Origin of the sequence: Pseudomonas sp. BF-R-30, assembly GCF_019956175.1 — a bacterium.
GTDB lineage: Bacteria > Pseudomonadota > Gammaproteobacteria > Pseudomonadales > Pseudomonadaceae > Aquipseudomonas > Aquipseudomonas jessenii.
This window is the reverse complement of sequence record NZ_JAHBDE010000022.1, coordinates 285,861-310,979: the sequence shown is the minus strand read 5'-3', so window position 1 is coordinate 310,979 and position 25,119 is coordinate 285,861. Positions and strand designations below refer to the sequence as shown.

General features: G+C 60.3%; 29 protein-coding genes. 14 read left to right on the top strand and 15 right to left on the bottom strand.

Annotated elements, in window-relative coordinates; genetic code table 11:
• The first annotated feature begins 14 nt into the window (after positions 1–14).
• Positions 15–1,361, top strand: coding sequence for a class II 3-deoxy-7-phosphoheptulonate synthase (locus tag KGB20_RS14180; protein ID WP_150759484.1), 1,347 nt, complete (start codon positions 15–17; stop codon positions 1,359–1,361).
• A gap of 87 nt (positions 1,362–1,448) precedes the next feature.
• Here KGB20_RS14180 and KGB20_RS14175 read toward each other — a convergent pair whose 3' ends face one another.
• Positions 1,449–2,678, bottom strand: a complete 1,230-nt coding sequence (locus KGB20_RS14175; RefSeq protein WP_223532602.1) for a winged helix-turn-helix domain-containing protein — start codon at positions 2,676–2,678, stop codon at positions 1,449–1,451.
• 64 nt (positions 2,679–2,742) lie between these two features.
• On the bottom strand, positions 2,743–2,958 hold the full coding sequence (locus KGB20_RS14170) for a DUF1127 domain-containing protein (RefSeq protein ID WP_008049076.1): 216 nt from the start codon (positions 2,956–2,958) through the stop codon (positions 2,743–2,745).
• Between the two features lie 95 nt (positions 2,959–3,053).
• Here KGB20_RS14170 and KGB20_RS14165 point away from each other — a divergent pair, with 95 nt between their 5' ends.
• On the top strand, positions 3,054–3,908 hold the full coding sequence (locus tag KGB20_RS14165) for a LysR substrate-binding domain-containing protein (protein ID WP_150812291.1): 855 nt from the start codon (positions 3,054–3,056) through the stop codon (positions 3,906–3,908).
• On the opposite strand, the gene KGB20_RS14160 is transcribed toward KGB20_RS14165, so the two are convergent.
• Positions 3,898–4,647 carry a sulfite exporter TauE/SafE family protein gene (locus KGB20_RS14160; protein WP_154910815.1) on the bottom strand — a complete coding sequence of 250 codons (750 nt, stop codon included), beginning with the start codon at positions 4,645–4,647 and terminating at the stop codon, positions 3,898–3,900. The genes KGB20_RS14165 and KGB20_RS14160 overlap by 11 nt on opposite strands.
• A gap of 111 nt (positions 4,648–4,758) precedes the next feature.
• Between KGB20_RS14160 and KGB20_RS14155 the strand changes: the two genes are divergently transcribed.
• The 4 genes from KGB20_RS14155 (at position 4,759) to KGB20_RS14140 (ending at position 8,080) form a co-directional block, all read left to right on the top strand.
• Entirely contained in the window at positions 4,759–5,715 is a 957-nt protein-coding gene (locus tag KGB20_RS14155) for a LysR family transcriptional regulator (RefSeq protein ID WP_090457967.1), read from the top strand.
• A gap of 67 nt (positions 5,716–5,782) precedes the next feature.
• Positions 5,783–6,244 (top strand): MarR family winged helix-turn-helix transcriptional regulator, encoded by a 462-nt coding sequence (locus tag KGB20_RS14150; protein ID WP_223532600.1) that lies wholly within the window; start codon positions 5,783–5,785, stop codon positions 6,242–6,244.
• A 365-nt stretch (positions 6,245–6,609) separates the two neighbouring features.
• Positions 6,610–7,029: an organic hydroperoxide resistance protein gene (locus KGB20_RS14145; RefSeq protein ID WP_046031808.1), complete on the top strand. Its 420-nt coding sequence runs from the start codon at positions 6,610–6,612 to the stop codon at positions 7,027–7,029.
• 34 nt (positions 7,030–7,063) lie between these two features.
• Positions 7,064–8,080: an alpha/beta hydrolase gene (locus KGB20_RS14140; RefSeq protein ID WP_223532598.1), complete on the top strand. Its 1,017-nt coding sequence runs from the start codon at positions 7,064–7,066 to the stop codon at positions 8,078–8,080.
• A gap of 190 nt (positions 8,081–8,270) precedes the next feature.
• Here KGB20_RS14140 and KGB20_RS14135 read toward each other — a convergent pair whose 3' ends face one another.
• Entirely contained in the window at positions 8,271–8,840 is a 570-nt protein-coding gene (locus tag KGB20_RS14135; RefSeq protein WP_007943632.1) for an elongation factor P, read from the bottom strand.
• A 48-nt stretch (positions 8,841–8,888) separates the two neighbouring features.
• Complete coding sequence (earP, locus tag KGB20_RS14130) at positions 8,889–10,031, bottom strand: elongation factor P maturation arginine rhamnosyltransferase EarP (RefSeq protein WP_223532596.1); 1,143 nt, start codon at positions 10,029–10,031, stop codon at positions 8,889–8,891.
• Between the two features lie 124 nt (positions 10,032–10,155).
• Between earP and KGB20_RS14125 the strand changes: the two genes are divergently transcribed.
• Together KGB20_RS14125 and KGB20_RS14120 are read left to right on the top strand one after the other, a co-directional pair.
• Complete coding sequence (locus tag KGB20_RS14125; RefSeq protein WP_218494457.1) at positions 10,156–10,566, top strand: hypothetical protein; 411 nt, start codon at positions 10,156–10,158, stop codon at positions 10,564–10,566.
• Positions 10,567–10,568: 2 nt separating this feature from the next.
• Positions 10,569–11,051, top strand: a complete 483-nt coding sequence (locus KGB20_RS14120) for a GreA/GreB family elongation factor (RefSeq protein WP_090457077.1) — start codon at positions 10,569–10,571, stop codon at positions 11,049–11,051.
• Positions 11,052–11,067: 16 nt separating this feature from the next.
• Here the strand turns inward: KGB20_RS14120 and cysB are convergent, their stop codons facing one another.
• From cysB to KGB20_RS14095, 5 genes are all read right to left on the bottom strand, one after another.
• Complete coding sequence (gene cysB / locus KGB20_RS14115; protein WP_015094029.1) at positions 11,068–12,042, bottom strand: HTH-type transcriptional regulator CysB; 975 nt, start codon at positions 12,040–12,042, stop codon at positions 11,068–11,070.
• A gap of 113 nt (positions 12,043–12,155) precedes the next feature.
• Positions 12,156–12,659 (bottom strand): universal stress protein, encoded by a 504-nt coding sequence (locus KGB20_RS14110; RefSeq protein ID WP_057713811.1) that lies wholly within the window; start codon positions 12,657–12,659, stop codon positions 12,156–12,158.
• A gap of 95 nt (positions 12,660–12,754) precedes the next feature.
• Positions 12,755–13,660 carry a 5'-nucleotidase gene (locus tag KGB20_RS14105; RefSeq protein ID WP_046043378.1) on the bottom strand — a complete coding sequence of 302 codons (906 nt, stop codon included), beginning with the start codon at positions 13,658–13,660 and terminating at the stop codon, positions 12,755–12,757.
• 25 nt (positions 13,661–13,685) lie between these two features.
• Positions 13,686–14,639, bottom strand: coding sequence for a putative 2-dehydropantoate 2-reductase (locus KGB20_RS14100; protein ID WP_150812284.1), 954 nt, complete (start codon positions 14,637–14,639; stop codon positions 13,686–13,688).
• Positions 14,636–15,022 (bottom strand): thioredoxin family protein, encoded by a 387-nt coding sequence (locus tag KGB20_RS14095; protein ID WP_223532594.1) that lies wholly within the window; start codon positions 15,020–15,022, stop codon positions 14,636–14,638. The genes KGB20_RS14100 and KGB20_RS14095 overlap by 4 nt, the downstream gene beginning before the upstream one ends.
• Between KGB20_RS14095 and KGB20_RS14090 the strand changes: the two genes are divergently transcribed.
• Both KGB20_RS14090 and KGB20_RS14085 read left to right on the top strand, forming a co-directional pair.
• The gene (locus tag KGB20_RS14090) at positions 15,021–15,464 is read left to right on the top strand and encodes a PilZ domain-containing protein (protein WP_150812282.1); all 444 of its coding nucleotides are present in this window, start codon (positions 15,021–15,023) and stop codon (positions 15,462–15,464) included. The genes KGB20_RS14095 and KGB20_RS14090 overlap by 2 nt on opposite strands.
• Before the next feature lie 187 nt (positions 15,465–15,651).
• Entirely contained in the window at positions 15,652–16,728 is a 1,077-nt protein-coding gene (locus tag KGB20_RS14085; protein ID WP_007973561.1) for a 3-deoxy-7-phosphoheptulonate synthase, read from the top strand.
• Positions 16,729–16,813: 85 nt separating this feature from the next.
• Here the strand turns inward: KGB20_RS14085 and KGB20_RS14080 are convergent, their stop codons facing one another.
• Positions 16,814–17,101 carry a GNAT family N-acetyltransferase gene (locus KGB20_RS14080; protein ID WP_223532592.1) on the bottom strand — a complete coding sequence of 96 codons (288 nt, stop codon included), beginning with the start codon at positions 17,099–17,101 and terminating at the stop codon, positions 16,814–16,816.
• Positions 17,102–17,739: 638 nt separating this feature from the next.
• Here KGB20_RS14080 and oprI point away from each other — a divergent pair.
• The gene (oprI, locus tag KGB20_RS14075; RefSeq protein WP_003199355.1) at positions 17,740–17,991 is read left to right on the top strand and encodes an outer membrane lipoprotei OprI; all 252 of its coding nucleotides are present in this window, start codon (positions 17,740–17,742) and stop codon (positions 17,989–17,991) included.
• Between the two features lie 123 nt (positions 17,992–18,114).
• Here the strand turns inward: oprI and KGB20_RS14070 are convergent, their stop codons facing one another.
• The 3 genes from KGB20_RS14070 to KGB20_RS14060 form a co-directional block, all read right to left on the bottom strand.
• The gene (locus KGB20_RS14070) at positions 18,115–19,089 is read right to left on the bottom strand and encodes a L,D-transpeptidase family protein (protein WP_150812279.1); all 975 of its coding nucleotides are present in this window, start codon (positions 19,087–19,089) and stop codon (positions 18,115–18,117) included.
• A gap of 852 nt (positions 19,090–19,941) precedes the next feature.
• Positions 19,942–20,235: a hypothetical protein gene (locus KGB20_RS14065; RefSeq protein ID WP_003226812.1), complete on the bottom strand. Its 294-nt coding sequence runs from the start codon at positions 20,233–20,235 to the stop codon at positions 19,942–19,944.
• 56 nt (positions 20,236–20,291) lie between these two features.
• Positions 20,292–20,897, bottom strand: coding sequence for an arylesterase (locus KGB20_RS14060; RefSeq protein WP_090457081.1), 606 nt, complete (start codon positions 20,895–20,897; stop codon positions 20,292–20,294).
• A 10-nt stretch (positions 20,898–20,907) separates the two neighbouring features.
• On the opposite strand from KGB20_RS14060, the gene KGB20_RS14055 reads away from it, so the two are divergent.
• From KGB20_RS14055 to greB, 3 genes are read left to right on the top strand one after another with little or no spacing between them, the layout of a single operon-like run.
• Complete coding sequence (locus tag KGB20_RS14055; protein WP_046043370.1) at positions 20,908–21,591, top strand: ABC transporter ATP-binding protein; 684 nt, start codon at positions 20,908–20,910, stop codon at positions 21,589–21,591.
• Entirely contained in the window at positions 21,591–24,095 is a 2,505-nt protein-coding gene (locus KGB20_RS14050) for an ABC transporter permease (RefSeq protein ID WP_223532590.1), read from the top strand. Before KGB20_RS14055 ends, KGB20_RS14050 begins: the two co-directional genes overlap by 1 nt.
• A 34-nt stretch (positions 24,096–24,129) precedes the next feature.
• Positions 24,130–24,627, top strand: a complete 498-nt coding sequence (gene greB / locus KGB20_RS14045) for a transcription elongation factor GreB (RefSeq protein ID WP_057713804.1) — start codon at positions 24,130–24,132, stop codon at positions 24,625–24,627.
• A 3-nt stretch (positions 24,628–24,630) separates the two neighbouring features.
• On the opposite strand, the gene KGB20_RS14040 is transcribed toward greB, so the two are convergent.
• Entirely contained in the window at positions 24,631–24,939 is a 309-nt protein-coding gene (locus KGB20_RS14040; RefSeq protein WP_150812277.1) for a class I SAM-dependent methyltransferase, read from the bottom strand.
• Positions 24,940–25,119: the final 180 nt, after the last annotated feature.

Genomic DNA, 25,119 nt, shown 5'->3' with positions numbered 1-25,119 from the left:
CACTAGAGACCGTGATGAGCCAACCCTGGAGCCCTGACAGCTGGCGCGCCCTGCCGATCCAGCAACAACCCCGATACCCCGACGCCGCGCATCTGCAGCAGGTCGAGCAGACCCTGGCCAGCTATCCGCCACTGGTGTTTGCCGGTGAAGCCCGGGAGTTGCGCCGTCAGTTTGCCGAGGTGACCCAGGGCCGCGCGTTTCTGTTGCAAGGTGGTGACTGCGCCGAAAGCTTCGCCGAATTCTCCGCGGCGAAAATCCGCGACACCTTCAAGGTGTTGTTGCAGATGGCGATCGTGATGACCTTTGCCGCCGGCTGCCCAGTGGTCAAGGTCGGGCGCATGGCCGGGCAGTTCGCCAAGCCCCGTTCGGCCAATGACGAAACCATCGATGGCGTGACCTTGCCCGCCTACCGTGGCGACATCGTCAACGGCATCGGTTTCGACGAAAAAAGCCGCGTGCCGGACCCGGAACGCCTGCTGCAGTCCTATCACCAGTCCACCGCCACCCTGAACCTGTTGCGTGCATTCGCCCAGGGCGGTTTTGCCGATCTGCACCAGGTGCACAAGTGGAACCTGGACTTCATTGCCAACTCGGCGCTGGCGGAAAAGTACAGCCACCTGGCCGACCGTATCGATGAAACCCTGGCATTCATGCGCGCCTGCGGCATGGACAGTTCGCCGCAGTTGCGCGAAACCAGTTTTTTCACCGCCCACGAAGCGCTGCTGCTGAACTACGAAGAAGCCTTCGTGCGTCGCGACAGCCTGACCAACGACTACTACGACTGCTCGGCCCACATGCTGTGGATCGGCGACCGCACCCGTCAGCTGGACGGCGCCCACGTCGAATTCCTGCGCGGGGTGAACAACCCGATCGGGGTCAAGGTCGGCCCGAGCATGAACCCGGACGACCTGATTCGCTTGATCGACGTGCTCAACCCGCAGAACGATCCGGGTCGCCTGAACCTGATCGCGCGGATGGGCGCGAACAAGGTCGGCGATCACTTGCCGCAGCTGATCCGCGCCGTCCAGCGCGAAGGCAAGCAGGTGCTGTGGAGTTCGGACCCGATGCACGGCAACACCATCAAGGCCAGCAGCGGCTACAAGACCCGCGACTTTGCGCAGATCCTTGGCGAGGTGAAGCAGTTCTTCCAGGTACACGAAGCCGAAGGCAGTTATGCCGGGGGTATCCACATTGAAATGACCGGGCAGAACGTGACCGAGTGCATCGGTGGTGCGCGGCCGATCACCGAGGATGGCTTGTCGGATCGCTATCACACCCACTGCGACCCGCGGATGAATGCCGATCAGTCGCTGGAGCTGGCGTTTTTGATTGCTGAAACCTTGAAACAGGTTCGGCGCTAAATCCCGGCGCCTTCATCGCGAGCAGGCTCGCTCCCACATTGGACCGCGTTCCCCTGTGGGAGCGAGCCTGCTCGCGAAGAGGCCAGCTCAGCCACCCTCAATCTGTGCCAGTGCCACCCGCAACCTCGCCGCACTCGCCCGCGGGCAATTCAACTGAACCTGTGCCAGCCCCAGCCAATCCGCCATCTGCCGCAGATTGACCGCCAACGCCAACATCCCCTCGTCATCCAGCCCCACCTCCTCCTCATGCACCGCATGCACCGCCAAACGGCCGGTCGCCCGTTCGGCGCGCAGATCGACTCGTGCGGCAATCCGTTCGTTGTGCAAAAACGGCAGGACGTAATAGCCGTACACCCGTTTGTCCGGCGGCGTGTAGATCTCCAGCCGATAGCGGAAATCAAACAGGCGCTCGGTCCGGCTGCGTTCCCAGATCAGCGAATCGAACGGCGAAAGCAAGGCACTGGCCACGACTTTACGTGGCACTTTTGGCTCGGGCAGACAATAGGCCGGTTGCCGCCAGCCCTGCACTTCGCAGGTCAGCAATTCCCCGGCCTCGACCAACTCGGCCAAACGTGGACGACTGTCCGCAGGGTTCAAGCGGAAATAGTCACGCAAATCCTTCTCCGTACCGACCCCCAAGGCCGTTGCCGCATGCCGCAACAGGCCGCGCTGGGCCTCGTCTTCACTCAGGACGGGGTGCGCAAGCACCGCCGAGGGAATCACCCGCTCCGGCAGATCGTAGAGCCTTTCGAATCCGCGCCGTCCGGCAACGGTCACTTCACCGGCAGCGAACAACCATTCCAGCGCATGCTTTTCCGCGCTCCAGTCCCACCAGGGGCCGGCCCGTTCCTGACGAGTCGACAGGCTGCCGGCCCCCAGCGCGCCCTGCTCCTCAACCGAGGCCAGCACCCGGCGAATTGTGTCCTGTTGCTCACGACCGAAGCGCGCCAGCTGCTGATAAATGTCCTCGCCACGTCTGGCACGCTGCATGCGCCAGCGCATCAGCGGGAACATGGAAAGTGGCAACAACGAGGCTTCATGCCCCCAATACTCGAACAACGTACGGCGCCGGCCCTGACTCCAGGCAGCCTGGTCGAGCAAATCGGAAGAGTAGTTACCGAGGCGGGAAAACAGCGGAAGGTAGTGCGAGCGCACCAATGCATTGACCGAATCGATCTGCAAAATGCCCAGCCGTTCGATCAGGCGATTGAGCGCAACAGCCTTGATCGCCGCTGGCGGCGACCGCCCGTTGAACCCTTGGGCGGCCAGCGCCAGACGCCGAGCCTGTTTGAGGGTAAAGGACAACGTTGCGGGCATGGGGGCCTCCTTGTCTGCTCGCAACCTACCTCACCGGTAAGGGGTTTGTGTAGCGTGGCATTCATCATTTATGCATCGGGTCATTCCAGAACGGCTTGATCGACTCGTTCTCCACATCCGCACGGCTCATGCCGATGTCCTTGAGTGCTTCGTCGCTCAAGCTCGCCAGCAATTCGCGCTCGCGATGCAATTCGTACCAGCGGCCGACCTTGTGCAGCAGATCGGATATCACGTGAATCGAGTGTTTTTCTGATCCTTGGAACTCGTGTTGACCTTTCATCTTGTTGCCCTCCGTTTGGATGGCTCCAGTCTCGCGCCGGGTCTAAGATCAATCCAACGAATGTTTCTGATGTCACATATCTCGGAGATTGATGGATGTCCGCCTACCCGAGTATCGATACCGAAGTGTTGCGCACCTTCGTCGCCATCGCCGACCAGGGTGGCTTTACCCGCGCCGGCGAAATCGTCAACCGCACCCAGTCAGCCGTCAGCATGCAGATGAAACGACTGGAAGAAGATGTGCTGCAGCGTCAGTTGTTCCAGCGCGACGGGCGGCAGGTGCGACTGACGGCTGAAGGCCAGGTGCTGCTCGGCTATGCGCGACGCATCCTCAAGCTGCACAGCGAGGTCTTCAATACCTTGCGTGAGCCCGACATGGTCGGCACGGTGCGTATCGGCACGCCGGACGATTATGTGATGCGGTTCCTCCCGGGGATTCTGCGCCGGTTTGCCCAGTCTTACCCGCTGATTCAGATAGAAGTGCACTGCGAATCATCAAAACAACTGCTGATGCGCCAGGACCTCGACCTGTCCATCGTGACCCGCGAACCGGGCAGCGAAATCGGCCAGTTGTTGCGCAAGGAACGTTTTGTCTGGGCCGAAGCGCAATGCTACAGCGCTCATGAGCAGACGCCGCTGCCACTGGCAATGTTCAACAGTGATTGTTTCTGCCGCCTGTGGGCCTGCAATGCCCTGGATGCCCGGGGGCGCGATTACCGGGTGGCGTACAACAGCGACAGCCTGTCGGCGATCATGGCCGTGGTCAGCGCCGGCCTGGCCGTCACGGCGCAACTTGAAAGCCTGATCACCGCGGACATGCGCATCCTCGGTGAGGCCCAGGACCTGCCGCTGCTGCCCGAGGCCAGCATCATGCTCGTGCGCAACCTGCATAACCCGTCACCCATCACCGAGTGCCTGGCCGAACACATCATCGAAGGCTTCAAACTTTGAAGGCGAGCATCACCGCACAGAACACCAGGAACCCGCAAAACAGCCCACGCAGCAGCCGCTCCGGCAATGCGTGGGCAACCTTCACGCCCCAACTGATGCTCATCAGCCCACCGACCGCCAAGGGCAAGCCGATCACCCAACTGACCTGATGGTGCACGGCGTAAGTCACCAGCGTCACCCCCGTACTCGGCAAGGCCAGCGCCAACGACAGCCCCTGCGCAACCACTTGGCTCGTGCCGAACAGACTGGTCAGCACCGGTGTCGCCACCACCGCGCCCCCCACGCCAAACAACCCGCCCATCGTGCCGGATGCAGCGCCAAGCAGGCCCAGCCAGGGCCATGAGTAGTTCATCTGCGAAACCGGCGGAGCGCTGGCGGCGAACATGCGAACGAGGTTGTACGCCGAGAGTGCGATCAGAAAGGCGACAAAGCCTATGCGCATGGTTTGCGCATCAATGCCCACCGCCCAGATCGACCCGAGCCAGGCGAAGCAGAACCCCATGATGGCCAGCGGTAACGCGTGGCGCAGTTCGATCCGGTTGCGCTGATGATAGCGCCACAGCGCCAGCATCACGTTCGGCACCACCATCACCAGCGCGGTGCCTTGGGCAATCTGCTGATCGAGCCCGAACAGCACGCCCAGCAGCGGAATGGCAATCAGGCCGCCGCCGATGCCAAACAAACCGCCGAGCGTGCCCAACGCAGCGCCGAACACCAGATACATCAAGAACTCAATCACCGTATTTTCCCCGTTGCCGTCAGGACTTTGATCCTACGCAGTTGCTTCTGGCGCGGAAACGCACAGCATCGCACAATGGCTGTGCCAAATTCGCACAAGCACAAACCTGCCATGAACCCCAATCAACTGACCGACCAACTGGCCTTGTTCCTCGACGTGCTGGAAACCGGCAGTTTTTCCGCCGCCTCGCGCCGTCATCCGCTGACCCCTTCGGCCGTGGCACGGCGTATCGACAGCCTGGAAAGCGCGGTCGGCAGTCAATTGTTCCTGCGCAGCACGCATGCGGTACGCGCTACCCCGGCGGGATTGGCCTTTGCCGAACGCGCACGGCGGATCGTCGCCGAGTTGCGCCTGGCCCGGGCCGAGGCCGTGTCCCTGAGCAGCGCGCCGGAAGGCCTGATTCGTATCGATGCGCCGGCAGCCTTTGGTCGCCGGCACCTGGCACCGGTGATTGCCGACTTCCTGATGCTCTACCCCGGGCTCGATGTGCAGCTGCACTTGATCGACAGCTTCGTCGACATGCAGGGCCTGAACCTCGGCAAGGTCGATCTGGTGCTGCGCGCCGGGCAATTGGCCGATACCCGGCTGGTGGCCACGCCGCTGGCGAGCATGGTGCGTATCGCCTGCGCCAGCCCTGATTATTTGCGACGTCGGGGCGTGCCGACCGAGCCGACACAGCTGATTGAACACGACGGACTCGACTGGGATGGCCTGGCTCCGCCCTTCGCCTGGCGTTTCGAGCGCGACGGGCAAATGCAGTTGCACCGGCCGGCGCGGATCCGCATGAGCGCCAACAATGCCGAGGCGCTGGTGTGCGGCGCATTGGCCGGACTGGGTATCGCGCACCTGCCGACCTGGCTGGCCAGCGAATACCTGTTGCGGGGTGAGTTGCTGCCGCTGTTCTGCGACAGCGGTCTGCCGAAACCGGAAAGCGCCGGCATCTACGCCTTGCGCCTGGAACAGCAGCCCAACTCCCGCAGTCGCTTGTTGCTGGAGTACCTGAAAACCCGCTTCAGCCCGATTCCGCCCTGGGATCTGGTGCTGCAAACCCATTTGCAACGGCACTGATCAAAATTATCTGGCGCATTAAAGATTCGCCCGCTAGATTCTTCAGATCACAGATCAAGGCTTCGACATGACCACCGAGCGCAACACCCCGGACAACTGCGACAACCTGCTGCTGGACAATCAGGCCTGCTTCGCCCTGCATTCCACTTCACTGATGATGACCAAGGTCTACAAACCCTTGCTGCAAGCGCTGGGCCTGACCTACCCGCAATACCTGGCGATGATGGTGTTGTGGGAAAAGGACGGTTTGACCGTAGGTGAAATCAGCACGCGGTTGCTGACCGATCCTGGCTCGTTGACGCCGCTGCTCAAGCGCTTGGAAGCCGAAGGCCTGCTCAGCCGAACCCGCAGCCGCGAAGATGAGCGGGTGGTGATCGTCGAACTCACCGAACAGGGCCGGGCGTTGCGCGACAAGGCCCGGGATGTTCCCCAGTGCATCCTCGGCGCCAGCGGGATGACCCTGGAGCGCCTGAAAAACCTGCAAGCTGAGCTGCAGGAGTTGCGTCGTCACCTGCAAGACAGCCTGTAGTTTCCAATTCACCACAAATCCCTTGTGGGAGCGAGCTTGCTCGCGAAATCGGTGTTTCAGTCAACACAAGAGTCGACTGATCTATCGCCTTCGCGAGCAAGCCCGCTCCCACATTTGTTTTGTGCTGTACCGAAAGATCGGGCTCGCCACCTGCTTCTGAAAAAATCTCTGCTGAAAAAATCCCCCCTCGATAGCTCTAATTCAATACTTCCAACCAAAACCGCCCCACAGCCTTTCGTCTTTTTTCAAATTTCCTTGAAAATTTATCTTGCGCACTAAACATTAGCGCGATACATTTATTTCGCACTTACTTAGCGCACAAACATTTAGCGCAAAACAAACAAACCCTGAACGAGGCTTTCACCATGCAAACTCTCTACACCGCAATCGCAACCTCCACCGGTGGCCGTGACGGTCGTGCGGTTTCCAGCGACAACATCCTCGACGTCAAGCTCGCCACGCCCAAAGAACTCGGCGGTGCCGGCGGCGCAGCCACCAACCCAGAGCAACTCTTCGCTGCCGGCTACTCCGCCTGCTTCATCGGTGCCCTGAAATTCGTGGCCAGCCAGACCAAGCGCAGCATTCCTAACGACGCTTCGATCACCGCTCATGTCGGCATCGGCCAGATCCCTGGCGGCTTCGGCCTGGACATCGACCTGCACATCAGCCTGCCGGGTCTTGAACAAGCCGATGCACAAGCACTGGTCGATGCGGCCCACCAGGTCTGCCCGTACTCCAATGCCACCCGTGGCAACGTCGATGTGCGTCTGCACGTAACCGTCTAAGCGCTGACTACCCAGGCCCGAACAGGAAACGAACATGAACACTTTCAGCAAAGTCTTGACCGGTACCCTTCTCGCCTTGTCCATCAGCAACGCGTTCGCAGGTACCGGGGTTGAACACAACACCCAGGCGTTCCTCGACGTTCTGAACGCCGGAACCGGCAAGCCGATGGAGCAAATGACGCCCGCCGAGGCCCGCGCCGTGCTGGTGGGCGCGCAGGCCGGGGTGAAGCTGACGCTGCCAAAAGCCGATGTCAGCCAGAAGACCATTCAAGTCGACGGCCAACCGATCAGCCTGACCATCGTCCGGCCGGCCGGGGTCAAGGGCGAGCTGCCGGTGTTCATGTTCTTCCACGGCGGTGGCTGGGTGCTGGGGGACTTCCCGACCCACGAGCGGCTGGTGCGTGACCTGGTGACGGGTTCGGGTGCCGCGGCCGTATTCGTGAACTACACGCCGTCGCCGGAAGCGCATTACCCGGTGGCGATCAACCAGGCTTACGCCGCAACCCGATGGGTGGCCGAGCACGGCAAAGAGATCAACGTCGATGGCCAACGCCTGGCGGTAGCCGGCAACAGTGTCGGCGGCAACATGGCGGCTGTGGTTGCGCTGATGGCCAAGGACAAGGGCACACCGGCGATCAGGTTCCAGGTGCTGTTGTGGCCGGTGACTGATGCCAACTTCGAAACCGCGTCCTACAACCAGTTTGCCGAAGGGCACTTCCTCACCAAAAACATGATGAAGTGGTTCTGGGACAACTACACCACCGACGCCAAGCAACGGAACGAGATCTACGCCTCGCCACTGCGCGCAACCACCGCCCAGTTGAAAGGATTGCCTCCAGCGCTGGTGCAGACCGCCGGGGCCGACGTATTGCGCGACGAAGGCGAAGCCTACGCCCGCAAGCTGGACGAGGCCGGTGTGCCGGTGACCTCGGTTCGCTACAACGGCCTGATCCACGACTATGGTTTGCTCAACGTGGTGAGCCAGGTGCCAGCGGTGCGTTCGGCGATGCTGCAGACGTCTGAAGAACTCAAGCAACACCTGAAGAAATAGCACCGCCCCACCCTGTCCCCTGTAGGAGCGAGCTTGCTCGCGATGGTTGTTAACGATAACTCGGGCTATCTGAATGCCCGCGTTGACTGGGCCTCCATCGCGAGCAAGCTCGCTCCTACAGAGGGTGGAGTGTTTCAGGCAAAAAAAAGCCCGACTCAATGGTCGGGCTTTTTCATTCCTGAAGCTGTGCTTATTTGGCACGGCCTTTGTAGGAACCGCCTTCGCGGGTATCGATCTCGATCATGTCGCCGATTTCGATGAAGTCAGCAACCGACAGCTCGGTACCGTTCTTCAGTTTGGCAGGCTTCATCACCTTGCCGGAAGTGTCGCCGCGAGCGGAACCTTCGGTGTAGTCAACCTGACGCACGATAGTGGTCGGCAGCTCTACGGAAACCAGACGCTCTTCGAAGAAGATCGCTTCGCAAACATCGGTCATGCCTTCTTCAACGAAAGGCAGAACGGCTTCGATGTCTTCAGCGTTCAGCTCGTACATGGTGTAGTCGGTGGTGTCCATGAACGTGTAGGTGTCGCCGCTGATGAAGGACAGGGTCGCTTCTTTGCGGTCGAGGATTACGTCGTCCAGTTTGTCGTCGGCGCTGTAAACGATCTCGGTCTTGTAACCGGTCAGCAGGTTTTTCAGCTTGGTCTTCATGATCGCGCTGTTACGACCGGACTTGGTGAATTCAGCTTTCTGAACCAGCCAAGGATCGTTTTCGAGACGAATCACGGTCCCGGGTTTCAGTTCTTTACCAGTTTTCATTGCGAATATCCGAATTTGGATGGGATTTACAAAAATCTAGGCCGCGTATCATATCCAATTTCCATAAAACTGTACCAGCGCCGTGGCAAGATCGGCCTGCAAGGCCTGCTCCAGACACCACGCCTCGGCGTGTTTTTCCAGCTCTGGCCAGTGTTTACGAGTGAATTGCCAGTGGTCGGCCATTTTTTCACCGGCGTTCCACGCCCGCCAGAGACCGCTGATCGCCTCCCGCGCAGGCGCAGATAACCCCTTTACATAGAGTTCGAGGAAGGCTTCGAGCTTGTCCAGGTGGATGTCTTCTTCCTGCTGGTAGATGTGCCAGAGAAATGGCCGGCCAGCCCATTGGGCGCGCACAAAGGAATCTTCGCCGCGCACGGCATTGAAATCGCAGCACCACAGCAACCGGTCGTATTGGTCCTGGCGGACGAATGGCAGCACTTGCACGGTCAAGGCATCACGCACATGCACGGCACCGGCCGCCAAACCCTGTATACCGAGCCAACGCTCGACGTCGCCGAGAATCCGCCCTTCCGGCACCAGCAGATGAGTGGCAGTAGAATCGCCAGCCATTGCATCCAGCCAACTGGCCAGACCGGTGTTTTCGTAGGCAAACAATGAGATCAGCTGCGCGCCGGGCGCAGGATCAATTCCCAAACCTTGCAGGAATTTTCTTTGAGCCTGCGGGTTTTGCTGAAATTGCCGACGCCGTTCCAGCAACCCTCGCTCACGCAGCAGTCCGCCGGTGCCCTTCTGAAATCCTGGGAAGAAGAAGAACTTCTGCACGTTTTTGTACTTCACCGAGGGCAAACCGTGGCAGCCGATGACCCAGTCCTCGGCGCTCAGGTAATCCAGGTTCATCCACAGCGGCGTCTTCTCCCGTTCGGCCATGGCCTCCATATAGGCGCTCGGCAATTGGCAGGCAAAAGCAGCGATCACCACATCGGCGGCTTCGGTCGGTTGCCACTCGGCTGGCCATTGGCGCACTTCGACGTCTTGCTGCAACTGCCTGGGAGCATGGATGTCGATTTCCGGGCACAGGCGCTCGAACGCTCGCAGGTCATCGACCCATAGACGCACCGCCAGCCCATGTTCGGCCACCAGTTGCCGGGCCAGTCGCCAGGTCACGCCGATGTCGCCGAAGTTGTCGACCACGGTGCAAAAAATATCCCAGCGGGTTTTCATTTCAGGCATTCCAGGCTCCCGTTGGCAAAGGCGCCGATTGTCCGCATAAATTACCCCGTGCAGAAGAGCCGACGGCGATTATTCTTCATGCGACAATCGCCACTCGCCAGTGACCTTTCGCCAAGAGGCAACCATGCCCCATCGCCCCACTCCGCGCCGATCCTTCCCGATCAGCCTCAGCGCCCTGCAACTGACCGGCAGTATCGCCCTCGGCATGTGGCTCGGGTTCATTGCCATTGTGTTGACCTGCTGGCTCGCGTCGCGCCTGCTTTTCAGCGAGCAACTCGCCCCGGTCGCGGCGGCAGTTGAGCAGCTGGCCCAACCACCCGCAGTGGCTCAACCGCTGCCGAACATTCCGCCACAGAGCCCGCTGTTCGAGCAATATGAAGAAAACCTGCGCAAGAACGAACAGCAGCAACGGCTTGATCAGGCACGTAGCAGCAGTCGCAACCTGGCCAACCCGAACTGTCAGTTCTGGCTGCAACAGGACCGGACTGCACCCAGCGAAAAAAGCCGCGCCAACGTCCTGCAATTCTGCGATTGATCATGAATAAGCAAACCGTCCACCAACTGATTATCGACAGGCTGCGGATCGATCTCGACATTGCCGAACGGGCCGCGCAAACCGCCTACGAAACGGCGACCCACGAAGAAAACATCGCCGAGAACAAGTACGACACCCTGGGGCTTGAAGCGTCCTATCTCGCGGCCGGGCAAGCCAGGCGGGTCGAGGAAATTCGCCAGTCACTGAGCCTCTGCCAGAACCTCGCCCTGCGTCCGTATGACGATCAGCGGGGCATCGAAGTGGGCGCGCTGCTCGGGCTGGAGGACGAAAAGGGGCGCGAACAATGGCTGTTTCTGGCCCCCGATGCAGCAGGGTTGAAGGTCGATCTAGTGGGACAACTGATCACCGTCATCACCCCGCGCTCACCGCTGGGCAAAAGCCTGCTGGGCAAGTTCGAGGGCGATGAGGTGGAGATCATGGTGGCGGGCGCTCGGCAACAGTTCGCTGTCACCGAGGTGGTTTGACCGGCAGGAAACGCTATCAGTGAACGGGTAGTTCGACGCCTTCGAACAGCTCTTCCAGTTCCTGCTTGTTGTGGCACTGAATGGCCTTGGCCATGACTTCGCGGGTCAGGTGCGGCGCGAACTTCTCGATGAAGTCGCACATGAAACCCCGCAGGAAGGTGCCGCGACGGAAGCCGATCTTGGTTACGCTGGACTCGAACAGTTCGCTGGCATCGAGTACCACCAGGTCGCTATCGAGCTTGGTGTCGACAGCCATTTTGGCCACGATGCCTACGCCCAGACCCAGGCGAACATAGGTCTTGATCACGTCGGCGTCGGCGGCGGTGAACACCACTTTCGGCGTCAGGCCGCGATGGCTGAAGGCTTCGTCGAGTTTCGAACGGCCGGTAAAACCGAACACGTACGTCACGATCGGGTATTCGGCCAGTGCTTCGAGGGTCAGTTTCGACAGCTTGGTCAGCGGGTGGCCCTGAGGCACGACCACACAACGGTTCCAGCGGTAGCACGGCATCATCACCAGATCACCGAACAGCTCGAGCGCTTCGGTGGCAATGGCGAAATCCACGGTGCCGTCAGCGGCCATTTCGGCGATTTGCATCGGCGATCCCTGATGCATGTGCAGGGCCACGTCCGGGTATTGCTTGATGAAATTGCTGATCACCGGCGGCAACGCATAACGCGCCTGGGTATGAGTGGTGGCAATCGACAGGGTGCCTTTCTTCTCGTTGGAGAACTCCTGGGCGATCTGCTTGATGCTTTCAACCTTGCGCAGAATCTCGCCAGCGGTGGTGATGATGCGCTCGCCGGCCGGGGTGACACGGGTCAGGTGCTTGCCGCTACGGGCAAAAACCTCGACGCCCAGTTCGTCTTCCAGCAGACGGATCTGCTTGCTGATGCCCGGTTGAGAGGTGTAAAGGCTTTGGGCTGTAGCGGAAACGTTGAGGTCGTGGTGCGCCACTTCCCAGATGTAGCGCAATTGTTGAAGCTTCATATGAATCCCTCAAAGCAGGTAGACGCCACGGGCATCAGCGTCGGTATATAACTATATTAATGGCTCGAAGAATAAATCTAGAACTTTTTTATCAAATTGCCATTATTCGTGTTCTAGAGATCCCCTTGACGACGACGTTGCACCAGCGGCACCAGATAGACCGGCACCTTGGACAGTTGCAACACACGGGCGGCGGTTCGCCCCAGAGGCGTTTCCGCACCAGCACCATGGCTGTGACTACCTACGATCAACAAATCCACGGAGAGTTTCTGCGCCTGGTCCAGAATCACCTGCGACGGATCGCCCTGCAGCACCCGTACTGCCTGAATCCGCTCCAGGTCGTGCTCCCCTTCATCCCCCAACTCCTCACGAAAACTGTCGAGCACCCGCTGCTCGATACTGGCAATCACCGTATTGAGGCCCTGGCTGTGAAACTCGTTCAGCGCCTGTTCATCGAGATAACTTTGCAGCACCGATTCGGCAAACAACCCCATGGGTTCAACCGCATGCACGACATACAAACTGGCATTGAAGGTCCTGGCCAGTTCCAGGGCATGCTGCATCACCACGGGCGCGTACAGACCAAGGTCAGTGGCATACAGCATCGAACGAATCATATGACCTCCTCGACTGCCAACATGGCGGAGATTTGATTCAGCTTAGCAGTGCCTTGGCGACTACGACGTCCCGCGCAACGCATTGAACGGTGGGCTTAAACCTTTTGCTCGTTGCTTATGCCATGGGGCACATGACCGGTGGCGACGACTTCTCGGGCCAACTCGCAGTGACCGGCCTGATCGTCGAAAAACACGTCGGCCGCGAAGGCTTCGAGAAAGGCCGACTTGGTCAGGCCGCCGAGGAACAGCGACTCGTCGAGACGGATGTCCCATTCGCGCAACGTGCGAATGACCCGCTCATGGGCCGGCGCCGATCGCGCCGTGACCAGCGCGGTACGGATCGGACAGGTGTCCTCCGGGAACTCACGCTGCAACAGGTTGAGGGCCGCGAGAAACCCTTTGAACGGCCCACCGCGCAACGGTTCGCGGGCGGCCTCACGCTCGCTGGCCTGGAACGCCTCCAGACCACCGGCCTGATAAATGCGTTCCGACTCATCGGAAAACAGTACCGCGTCTCCATCGAAGGCAATGCGTAACTCGTCGCTGGCCGCACGGCTGGCACCGCCCGACAGAATGGTCGCTGCCGCGAACCCGGCGTCCAGTGCATTGCGCACGTCTTCGGCGTGGGTCGAGAGAAACAGGTCGCAGCCAAAGGCCTTGAGGTAGGGATACGGACTGCGCCCGCCGACAAAGGCCGCACGGGAAATGGCCAGTCCGTAGTGGTCAATCGAGTTGAACACCCGCAGCCCGGTGTCGGCGCTGTTGCGCGACACCAGAATCACCTCGACCCGGGCGCGGCCGAGGCTGTTGTTGAGGTTCAGGAGTTTCTGCACCAACGGGAAGGCATCGCCGGGCTCGAGGATTTCGTCTTCGTGTTCGATCTGATATTGCCGGTAGGCCTCGACGCCACTCGACAGGTAGACCTTGTGGCTTTCGCTCAGGTCGAACAGCGCCCGCGAAGAAATCGCCAGCACCAGCTTGTCGTCAATTGCCTTTGGCATGCCCTTCCCCCTCAGGTAGGTCGACTCAGGTGTTGCGTCGATCAATGAAACTCAAACTGCGATACAAGGCCTCGATGCGTGGCATCTCACACCCGACTGCCTTCGCCGCCGCCAAAGGCCGGGCGTAGATCGCGGCCAGTTCCAGCGGTCGCTTGTGTAAATAATCGTGGTACATGCTCGGCCAGTAGTCGGGCATCTTTTCGGTCACCATGAACAAATGCTCGGCATAGCCTGCCGGTACGTCGTGCCCGCAGGCAACAGCGCCTTGGACCACTTCAGCCATCAGCGCCTTGATCAGCTCGCGGCTGTCGGCATCGGCCATCAACGGTGTGGTGCTCGCCCCCAGCAAAACCGAGAGACCGTTGTAAGGGATATTCCAGACCAGTTTTTGCCAACGCGCCTGATGTAAATTCGCCATGGCCTGGGAATCGAGGCCGGCGCTGCGAAACAGCCCGACGCCCTCCTCGACAATTGCGCTGCGTGCCGGCCCATCGGCAGGACCGCTGTGATAACCCACATGCACCGCGCCCAGCGCCTGATGGGTAATGACACCCGGCGCCTCGCGATGGACGCAGATGTAGCAGAGCCCTCCAAGCACATGCAGCGAATCGGGGAGCAACGCGCGCAGGCTGTCTTCGACGTCCAGGCCGTTTTGCAACAGCAGTACCTTGGCGTTCGGTGCCGCCGCCTGCAGGATGGCAGGTGCCAGGTCGGCGTTGCTGGTGGTTTTCGCGCCCACCAGCAGCCAATCGCAGGGTGGCATGTCTTGCGCGTCCGAATAGGCCTGCACCGGGTTCAACGTCAGTACACCGTGGGGCGCGCTATCGACTCGCAAGCCATGGTCGGCCACCGCGGAGAACTCGCTGCGTAGCAGAAAATGCACATCAAAACCGGCACGCGCCAGCATCACCCCGTAGAAACCGCCGATTGCGCCGGTCCCGATAATGCCGATCGTCGGCTTGGCAACTGTCCCCATCATGGCAACTCCTCTGCTGTTCGACTCAGCGCCTGGTGCACGGCCCGATTGAGCTCGGTGTCGGTCAGGCGCGATTTCAGTGCTCCAAAGAATTCACCGTCGCGAACGACAAACAGCGCCGGCAAGTGAAAGACCTGATAACGCTCGACCACACCGCCGTTGTTGCCGGCATCGATCCAGCACAGTCGATCGACTGCCAGGTCGAGTGTCGGCAATTGCTCGCGGGCAAAACGGCAACTGGCGCAGCCGACACTGGTGAAAATGACCAGCGATACACCGCTCATCGCCAGCAACCGTTGGTCGGCGTCAAAATCGGTCAGTTCCAATTCGACCACTATACTGGGTGTAACAATGTCAGATGGCCGACACATGGAGTCTGTGTTCATGGGACGATTTATTCCTCACCCTGACGATGTGCCCGTCGAATTAACGTTGCTGAAACCTGAATGTATTTCGCGACGACAGCTGCACACTATCAGTCTCGGGGGCATGGCTTGCAATTATCACCGCGCGTGGCGCCACGGCACGGCGCTGGAAGTTCGTATGCCGACCGTGAGTCCAGACGTGCGTTATCTGGGTTATGTCGCCTGGTGCCTGCGGCGCAAACGCGGTTATCTGGTGGGCATCGCCTTCGTCGACGAACAAATGCTGTTCAGCGCCCGGATGGGCGAGCAGGTGTGCCAGATCGAACGCTACTGCCGCCTGCATGACGCCCACGAGGACTTGCAGGATATTCAGGCCCTGGCCCTCGAATGGCTCCAGGAGCATGCCGATGAGTTCTCTCACGAATCGGTGCGCAAGGCTTTTGCGCAACCGGTGCTGGAATAGAGGCGTTCTTGATCGGTTTGCCCCTCGCGGCAGGGAAACTGACTGCGAAACCCCACCAAACCGGCGTCTGCCCATTGTCGAGCCACGGTGTAACGCGCTAAGGTTCAGCTCCCCGACGCGCTTAATTTGCTGTGCTCCGCCGCGCGGGTTCGCTGGCGGCCGGCACCCGTGACCTGACGAGTAAACGATGGCTGATTTACCGATCAACGACCTAAACGTCGCCTCCAACGAGACACTGATCACTCCCGATCAGCTCAAGCGCGATATTCCCCTGAGCGACGCCGCACTGCGCACCGTCACCAAGGGCCGCGAAGTCATTCGCAACATTCTGGATGGCACCGACCATCGCCTGTTCGTCGTCATCGGGCCTTGCTCGATCCACGACATCAAGGCCGCCCACGAATATGCCGAGCGCCTGAAAGTTCTCGCCGCCGAAGTGTCCGATACCCTGTATCTGGTCATGCGCGTGTATTTCGAGAAGCCACGTACCACCGTCGGCTGGAAAGGCTTGATCAACGACCCGTACCTGGACGACTCGTTCAAGATCCAGGACGGCTTGCACATCGGTCGCCAGTTGCTGCTGGACCTGGCCGAAAAAGGCCTGCCGACCGCCACCGAAGCCCTCGACCCGATCTCCCCGCAATACTTGCAGGACCTGATCAGCTGGTCGGCCATCGGCGCGCGCACCACCGAATCCCAGACTCACCGTGAAATGGCCTCCGGGCTGTCCTCGGCCGTCGGCTTCAAGAACGGCACAGATGGCGGCCTGACCGTGGCGATCAACGCCCTGCAATCGGTTTCCAGCCCGCACCGCTTCCTGGGTATCAACCAGGAAGGTGGCGTGTCGATCGTGACCACCAAGGGCAATGCCTACGGTCACGTGGTGCTGCGCGGCGGCAACGGCAAACCGAACTACGATTCGGTCAGCGTTGCGCTCTGCGAGCAGGCGCTGAACAAGGCGAAGATCAAGCCGAACATCATGGTCGATTGCAGCCACGCCAACTCCAACAAGGATCCGGCACTGCAACCGCTGGTGATGGAGAACGTCGCCAACCAGATCCTCGAAGGCAACAAGTCGATCATCGGCCTGATGGTTGAAAGCCACTTGAACTGGGGCGCCCAGGCGATCCCGAAAGACCTCGCCGACCTGCAATACGGCGTGTCGATCACCGACGCCTGCATCGACTGGACCGCGACCGAAAACACCTTGCGCAGCATGCATGCCAAGCTCAAGGATGTGCTGCCTAAACGCGATCGCAGCTGATCGCCTGATTGGCGACGCAAAAAACACACACAAAAAAAACGCCGGGTTGAACCCGGCGTTTTTTATGTATTCGTTTTGTTGAAGGTCACTGACTCAGCTTGGCCGCATGCCGCTGGTGACGCTCCATGTAGCGCTCGACGTAGGAGCACGATGGAATGACGGTGTAGCCCATTTCGTCAGCGTACTCCAGCGCCCTCTCGGTCAAGGCTGCCGCAATACCGCGACCACGCAATGCGTTGGGCACGAAGGTGCGATAGATATCCAGGGTCTGTTTCCCCAGATCCATATAGGTCAGATAGGCACGATGACCGTCCACACTGGTCTCGAACTGATGACCAGCCTGGTCATGGTGGATGGACAACGCCTCGCTCATCACTACTCCTCGCGGGTCTGGAATTCCGACCCCTACCTTACCGATGTTTTTCCGGCGAAGGAACATCTACGCCACCCCGTGCCTGAGTGGACACCGAGAAGAGCTGCACCGATCTCGCGCTACCGAGCACGTACAAATAGTAGGCACCATTGGCAGAAATGCTCAAGGTGCGCTCGTCATCGTGCGGGTTGGCGGGTGCTGCTCCGGATCACGCAGGATTGGCTCGACCGAAGATCACTCCGGGTCGATAGCCTGTACATTGCCGGATGTTGAGACTTAAGACGAGCGCCCGTTGTTAAAGTCACCTGAACATCGAGAAAGATATTGAGAGGCGCCACACAAAAGCCGAACAAAAGTGTAGACGATTCCATGTAGGCGGACTTTAGCCAGACTGAAAAACAGCGCTGTACCACAGGAACTTTTTCTCATTGGCTCGCTCAGCCACGGGCCTTGTAGCTGGATATTTTTTAAACAATTCAGTTAAAAGTTGCTCGAAAAAGAATCAACGCCTACAATTTTTTTTGCTTCTTGCGTCACGTCAGTTTTACTTACTACAAGTAATGGGTAGTATGTACGCCGGCTCTTTCCTCAATCGGAGGAGATAGCTACTTAATAGAAAGTCCTTGAAGGGGAACACGATGAACAACGTTCTGAAATTCTCTGCTCTGGCTCTGGCCGCAGTTCTGGCTACCGGTTGCAGCAGCGCATCGAAAGAAACCGAAGCACGTCTGACCGCTACTGAAGACGCAGCTGCTCGCTCCCAGGCTCGTGCAGACGAAGCTTACCGTAAAGCTGATGAAGCTCTGGCTGCTGCTCAAAAAGCACAACAGACTGCTGACGAAGCTAACGAGCGTGCTCTGCGCATGCTGGACAAAGCTAGCCGCAAGTAATAATCCTTCGGGATTGTTATCAAGCCGACCCATTTTTTGGGTCGGCTTTTTTATTGCCTGGCGTTTCTCCAGGCAATAAAAAACCCGTCGACGCTGTCCGCGCCGACGGGCTCTTTGCCAGCGTTACTGCAGCGGGTCGATCGGCATGCTCGATACCATCGGTGCAACGCCGTTGCCCGGCACAGCGATCTCAACCGGCAGGCCGTCTTCAGCGGCGACCACATCACGCACCACATCCCAGTTCATACGAAGGTTGTTGGTGATGTCTTCACGCTTGAGCATCGCATTGATGACTGCGGTGTGCTTGTCGACCACCGACGGGTTGCCCTTGTCGTCCAGCGGCGTATGCGCCTCCAGATAGACCTTGCCGCCACTGAGACCAAACTTGTACGGGTCGTTGATGATCCGCACGGACGTTCCGACCGGTACCATGCCCGCCATTTCCAGCACGTTGTTGTTGAACATGCGGAAGCAACCGTGGCTGGTGCGCATGCCGATACCGAACTTCTTGTTCGAACCGTGGATCAGGTAGCCCGGAGTGCCCAGGGTGAACTTGAACGGCCCCAGCGGGTTGTCAGGGCCGGCCGGCACGACGTTGGGCAGCGGATCACCGTCTGCTGCGTGCTCGGCCTTGATCGAAGCCGGAGGCGTCCAGGTAGGGTTCGGTGTCTTGGCGGTGATGCTGGTGTGGGCAATCGGCGAGCCCCAGCCTTCACGACCGATACCCAGCGGGAACGTGTACACCACGTTCTTGCCTTTCGGGTAGTAGTAGAGGCGGTACTCGGCCAGGTTGATCACGATGCCTTCACGCGGACCTGGTGGCAGGATGAAGCGAGTCGGCAGAATGATTTCCGTACCGACGCCTGGCAACCAGGCATCGACACCCGGGTTGGCCGCGACCATTTCCGTGTAGCCCAGATCGTAGGCGGTACCAAGGTCGGCGAAGGTATCTTCGTACTTGGCCTTGATCACCTGCACCTGGCCGATGATGTCCTCACCGGGCGGTGGCAGGGGAAGCTCCAATGCTGCGACTGGACCGGCCACAAAGAGGGCGGCAAGAGTCAGGCAGCGGGTGACGGCAGGAAAGCGCGACAACATCCGGAAAATCCTATGCATGATCAACTGAGAGTATAAGAACGCGATTGTACACTGCAGTCCGTTATTTCGGGGAGATCGCCCGATTGCAGGCAGTGCAGGCCGATTTTGCGATTATCTTCGATCCCGTGTGGGAGCGGGCTTGCTCGCGAAGGCTGTAGGGCAGGCGGTGTGGATTTTTGAGGGTTCCGCCCTTAAGGCGGGTTACCTGGAAAAACCCCAAGTAACCAAGGGCTCTTGCCCCTGACGTTCGGTGCCTCGCTCCGGGGCAAGAAGATCAAAAGCAAAAGCGAGGCGGCCTGCTGGCCGGGCTGATCACAACTGAACGCGTTTCCCTGTAGGAGCGAGCTTGCTCGCGAAAAACGCCAGGACAACGCGGGCATTCAGGCAGCACGCGTTATCGTTGACGTCCATCGCGAGCAAGCTCGCTCCCACAGAAGAGCAGAGCAAAAGCAGGGCCGCGTACCCCCACGCTCTTCACCACTCATCAGGCCGAGCGTTAGCTCGCCTGCAGCTTTTGATCTTGATCCACCCGCCCCCTCGGAAGGCTGAGTGGAGGTGTTCATCAGGGGGGCAGGCGCGTAGCGCCGTTCGACGAAGTCGAACACATCGAGAGGAGGTCGTCGCGAAGCAGACCGGAGGCGATGCGCCCTGATGAATACCGGAGCGAAGGAACCCCGAGCTTTAGCGAGGGGCCGTACGTAAGGGGCGAGACCTTTTGGTTCCTTTTGGGGCGTTTGCCAAAAGGGACTCGCCGTAAGGGCGAAACCATAAGCCGCCGTTACCGCAGCAACGGATATGTACACGGCCAACAAAAGACAGGTCGGCTCGAAGGCCGCCACGACTCCTGACGGATCAAAGCTCAAACCGCAATTCAGGCCAGATCGGCGACGTCCCCCGCTTCTGCGACTCAAGAATGGCCCGGCACAACGAACACAGCCGCTGGTCCTGAAACACCCGGCGATCAACACTCGACCAGCGCGGTTGCGCTGGCAACAGACTGCCGCACAGGGTCCGGTCCGCCGAACCGCCCAATTCCAGCTGACGGGTCACCAGATGCACCCGCACTTCCTGGCAGGCGAACAGATCCAGCTGTTCGTCAGGCTCGATCAGTTGATAGGCAAATAGTGACCAGGCGGGACGCGGCATCGGGGGCTCCAAATCGGGGGCGCCACCTTAGCCGAAAGCCTGCTTCTAGAAAAGTGTCATAACAGCGGTTTTAGAGTAGGCCAGACATTTTCCAGCAACTTGTCCTGGGCCCCAGCCGCCGGGTGTATGCCGTCAGCCTGCATCAAGTCCGGATGGCCGCCTACGCCATCGAGGAAAAACGGCACCAACGGGATCTTTTTCTCATCGGCCAGGTTGCTGTAGACCTCGGCGAACGCCTTGGTGTAACGCGCACCATAATTGGGTGGCAATTGCATGCCGAGCAGCAACACCTTGGCACCGCTGGCCCGGGAGCTGTCGATCATCGAAGCAAGATTTTGTTGCAATTGAGTTGGCAGCATCCCGCGCAGGCCGTCATTGCCGCCCAACTCAAGGATCACCAGTTCCGGTTTATGCTCTGCAAGCAGCGCGGGCAGGCGCGCCTGGCCTCCGGCACTGGTGTCGCCACTGATGGACGCATTGATCACTTTGTCGTCGAAACCTTCGTGCCTGAGCCGTTGCTCAAGCAGCGACACCCACCCCAGCCGGGTATCCAGCCCGAAACCGGCGCTGATACTATCGCCAACGATCAGGACTGTACCCGCCGCTGCGTTTTGGGCCATGCACATCAAGGCCAGGCCAGCACTCAAAAACCAGACACGCATCGGACTCTCCATGGGCGCAAGCATTCTCATCGCGAAGGACCTTAGCAAAGTGGTTCCCAGCGCGGAAGGTGAACTGACCATCCTGCACCAACTCAGCCTGGAACTGAACAAGGGCGACAGCCTGGCCATCGTCGGCGCTTCCGGCTCCGGCAAGTCCACCCTGCTGGGCCTGCTTGCCGGCCTCGACCTGCCGAGCAGCGGCGAAGTCACTCTCGCCGGGCAAGGCCTGAGCAACCTCGATGAAGACCAGCGTGCGCGCATCCGCGCCGAGCACGTGGGTTTTGTCTTTCAATCGTTTCAGCTGCTCGACAGTCTCAATGCCCTGGAAAACGTCATGCTGCCACTGGAGCTCGATGGCCGCAAAGACGCCCGCGAGCGCGCCACCCAATTGCTGCAACGGGTGGGACTGGGCCAACGCCTGACTCACTCGCCGCGCCAGCTCTCCGGAGGCGAGCAACAACGCGTGGCGATTGCCCGAGCGTTTGCCGCCGAGCCCGATGTGCTGTTCGCCGACGAACCGACCGGCAACCTCGACAGCCACACCGGCGAGCGCATCAGCGACTTGCTGTTCGAGCTCAACCAGGAGCGCGGCACGACCCTGGTGCTGGTGACTCACGATGAACGCCTGGCCCATCGCTGCCGGCGCCTGATCCGTCTTGAAGCCGGCCTGCTGGTCGCCCCTCTGGAGCCTTGATGGCACGCCTGCCGCTGTTGCGCCTGTTCAGTCTCGCCATCCGCCAATTGCTACGCGATGCCCGCGCCGGTGAATTGCGCGTGTTGTTTTTCGCCTTGCTGGTGGCCGTGGCCGCCAGCACCGCCATCGGTTACTTTGGCGCGCGCCTGAACGGCGCCATGATGCTGCGCGCTACCGAATTCCTCGGTGCCGACCTGCTGCTCGAAGGCAGTTCGCCTGCGCGCCCCGAACAGATAAGAAGCGGTACCGAACTGGGTCTGGAACACGCTCAAGTGGTGGAATTCTCCAGCGTCATCGCCACCGACAACAGCATTCAGCTGTCCAGCATCAAGGCGGCCGATGACACCTACCCGCTACGCGGCGAATTGAAAAGCGCGCCCGCCCCCTTTGCCACGCAAATAGTCGGTGGCGGACCGCAACCCGGTGAAGCCTGGGTCGAGGCACGCCTGCTGACCACCCTGGACCTGAAGATCGGTGACAGCATCGATGTCGGCATGAAAACCCTGAAACTGGCGCGGGTGCTGACTTACGAACCCGATCGCGCCGGCAATTTCTACAGCCTGACACCGCGGGTGCTGATCAACCTCGACGACCTTGCAGCCACCGGCGTGGTGCAGCCCGGCAGCAGGGTCAGCTATCGCGAATTATGGCGAGGCAGCGCTCAGGCACTCGAGACGTATCGGCAACTGATCAAACCGGGGCTTGCCGCCAACCAGCGCTTGCAGGACGCCCGCGACGGTAATCGACAGATCGGTGGCGCCTTGGGCAAAGCCGAACGCTACCTGAACATGGCCAGCCTGGTGGCGGTGTTGCTGTCCGGCGTGGCGGTGGCGCTGTCGGCAACCCGCTTCGCCACCCGACGGTTCGATGCCAGTGCCTTGCTGCGCTGCCTCGGGCTGTCGCGCCGGGAAACCATGGTGCTGTTCAGCCTGCAATTGACTGTGCTCGGGCTGCTGGCCAGCATCAGCGGCGCCCTCCTCGGCTGGCTCGCACAGCTGGGATTGTTTGCCCTGCTGCATGACTTGTTGCCGACCGACGTGCCTCCGGGCGGGCTGTTTCCGGCTATTGCCGGGATCGGCACCGGACTGGTGGCGTTGGCCGGATTCGCCTTGCCGCCACTGGCGGCTCTGGGCCGGGTTCCGCCATTGCGCGTGCTGCGCCGGGATATGCTGCCGATCCCTTCCAGCACCTGGATGGTCTACGGCGCAGCGCTGGGCGCCCTCGCCCTGATCATGTGGCGCCTGAGCCTGGACCTGGTGCTGACCTTTGCCCTGCTCGGCGGCGGCGTGATTGCAGCGTTGGTGCTGGGCGGCTTGTTGTTGCTGCTGTTGAAGAGCCTGCGGCGCATGCTTGCTCGTGCGTCCTTGCCCTGGCGCCTGGGACTGGGCCAACTGCTGCGTCATCCGCTCGCTGCCGCGGGCCAGTCCCTGGCGTTCGGCCTGATTCTGCTGTCGATGGCGCTGATTGCGCTGTTGCGCGGCGAGTTGCTGGACACCTGGCAAAACCAGCTGCCGAAAAACGCTCCAAACTACTTCGCGCTGAACATCCTGCCGGCGGACAAACAGACGTTCACCGATCACCTGATCGCCGTGTCGGCACAATCGGCACCGCTGTATCCGGTGGTGCCAGGGCGTTTGATCAGCATCAACGGCGAGCCTGTGCAGCAAATCGTCACCAAGGAATCGGCCGGCGACCGGGCGATCCAGCGCGACCTGAGCCTGACCTGGGCCGCGGACCTGCCGTCGGGCAACAAACTCACGGCCGGCAATTGGTGGAACCAACAGATGCCGGACGATGTTCCCGGCGTGTCGGTAGAAGGCAAGGTCGCCGAGAGTTTGAAAATAAAGCTCGGCGACCACCTGGTTTTCAGCGTTGGCGGAGTCAATCGCGAGGCGAAGGTCACCAGCCTGCGGGAGATCAACTGGGACAACTTCCAGCCGAACTTCTTCATGATCTTCCAGCCCGGCACCCTCAAGGATCTGCCAGCGACCTACCTGACCAGTTTCTATCTGGCAGCGGGTCACGACCAACAGATTGTCGATCTGTCCCGCGCCTTCCCGGCGGTGACCATCCTGCAGGTCGAAGCCTTGCTGGAGCAACTGCGCAGCATCCTCGCCCAGGTGACCCTGGCGGTGGAGTACGTGTTGTTGTTCGTGTTGGCGGCGGGGATGGCGGTGCTGTTCTCCGGCCTGCAAGCGACGCTGGATGAACGCATTCGCCAGGGCGCACTGTTGCGTGCGCTGGGAGCGGAGCGGCAATTGCTGGTCAAGGCCCGGCGTATCGAGTTCGGTTTGCTGGGCGCAGTCAGTGGCTTGCTGGCGGCGCTGGGTTCGGAAGTGGTGAGCTGGGTGCTCTACCGCTACGCCTTTGACCTGCCGTGGCATCCACATCCATGGCTGTTGTTGCTCCCACTGGTGGGCGCCGTGCTGATTGGTGGTGCAGGGGTGTTCGGCACCCGTCGGGCATTGAACGCCAGCCCACTGACAGTCTTGCGCGAGGGTTGATAGACTCCTGCCATCCTCACCACAAGAAGCTGTCATGAGCCGTTACCGCCCTCCCCGCACCGCTGGCACCGCGCTGATCACCCCCGAGGGTGAAGCGCGGATGCGCGCCGAGTTCCATGAGTTGTGGCATGTACGTCGGCCCCAGGTTACCCAGGCTGTCAGCGAAGCCGCGGCCCAGGGTGATCGCTCGGAGAACGCCGAATACACCTATGGCAAAAAGATGCTGCGAGAGATCGACAGTCGCGTGCGTTTTCTCACCAAACGCCTGGAGGCGCTCAAGGTTGTCAGCGAAAAACCCAGCGATCCGAACAAGGTCTATTTCGGCGCCTGGGTCACGATCGAGGACGAGGACGGCAAAGAGTCGCGCTACCGCATTGTCGGGCCGGATGAACTGGACCTCAAACAGGGCCTGATCAGCATCGACTCGCCCCTGGCCCGCGCATTGATCGGCAAGGCACTGGACGCCGAAGTCCGGGTCCAGACACCGACGGGTGAGCAGTGTGTGTACATCGTGGCAATCGAGTACCCGTAAGCTTTAAAGCCGGGTAATCAGCCCTTGCCGGGCAACGCGGGTCAGTTGCCGGATCACTTCAGGCGCATCTTCGAGGCTGGGGGACTGAATCACTGCCAGATCGAAACTGTCGTCGGCGAAACGAGCGAGCGACTCACCGTCTTCGACAAACTGGATCAGGAAGGCAGCGGGACCGCCGGTACGACGTGGCCAGCCATCGAGATAACGCAAGAGCGTCGGCTGATGTTTGCCGCCAAGCAGGATTTTTGGATTGCGCTGGGTCAGGTGTGCCGTGATCGGCGCGGGACGTACAACGGGGTTTAGTGCATTCATTGTGTCGTGTCTCTGCCTCAAAAGTCTGCATGGCAGGTGAGAGGCAACACCGAACCAGCGCTTTAGCGGTATTTCGAAGCCTGTTCCGGCTTCTATCGGCAACTGGATGGGTCACCTGGCGCCCCGCAAGTAGCTGTTTAAATCGGCGCATGAGCAACATCCTAGAGAAGCTGACTGGAC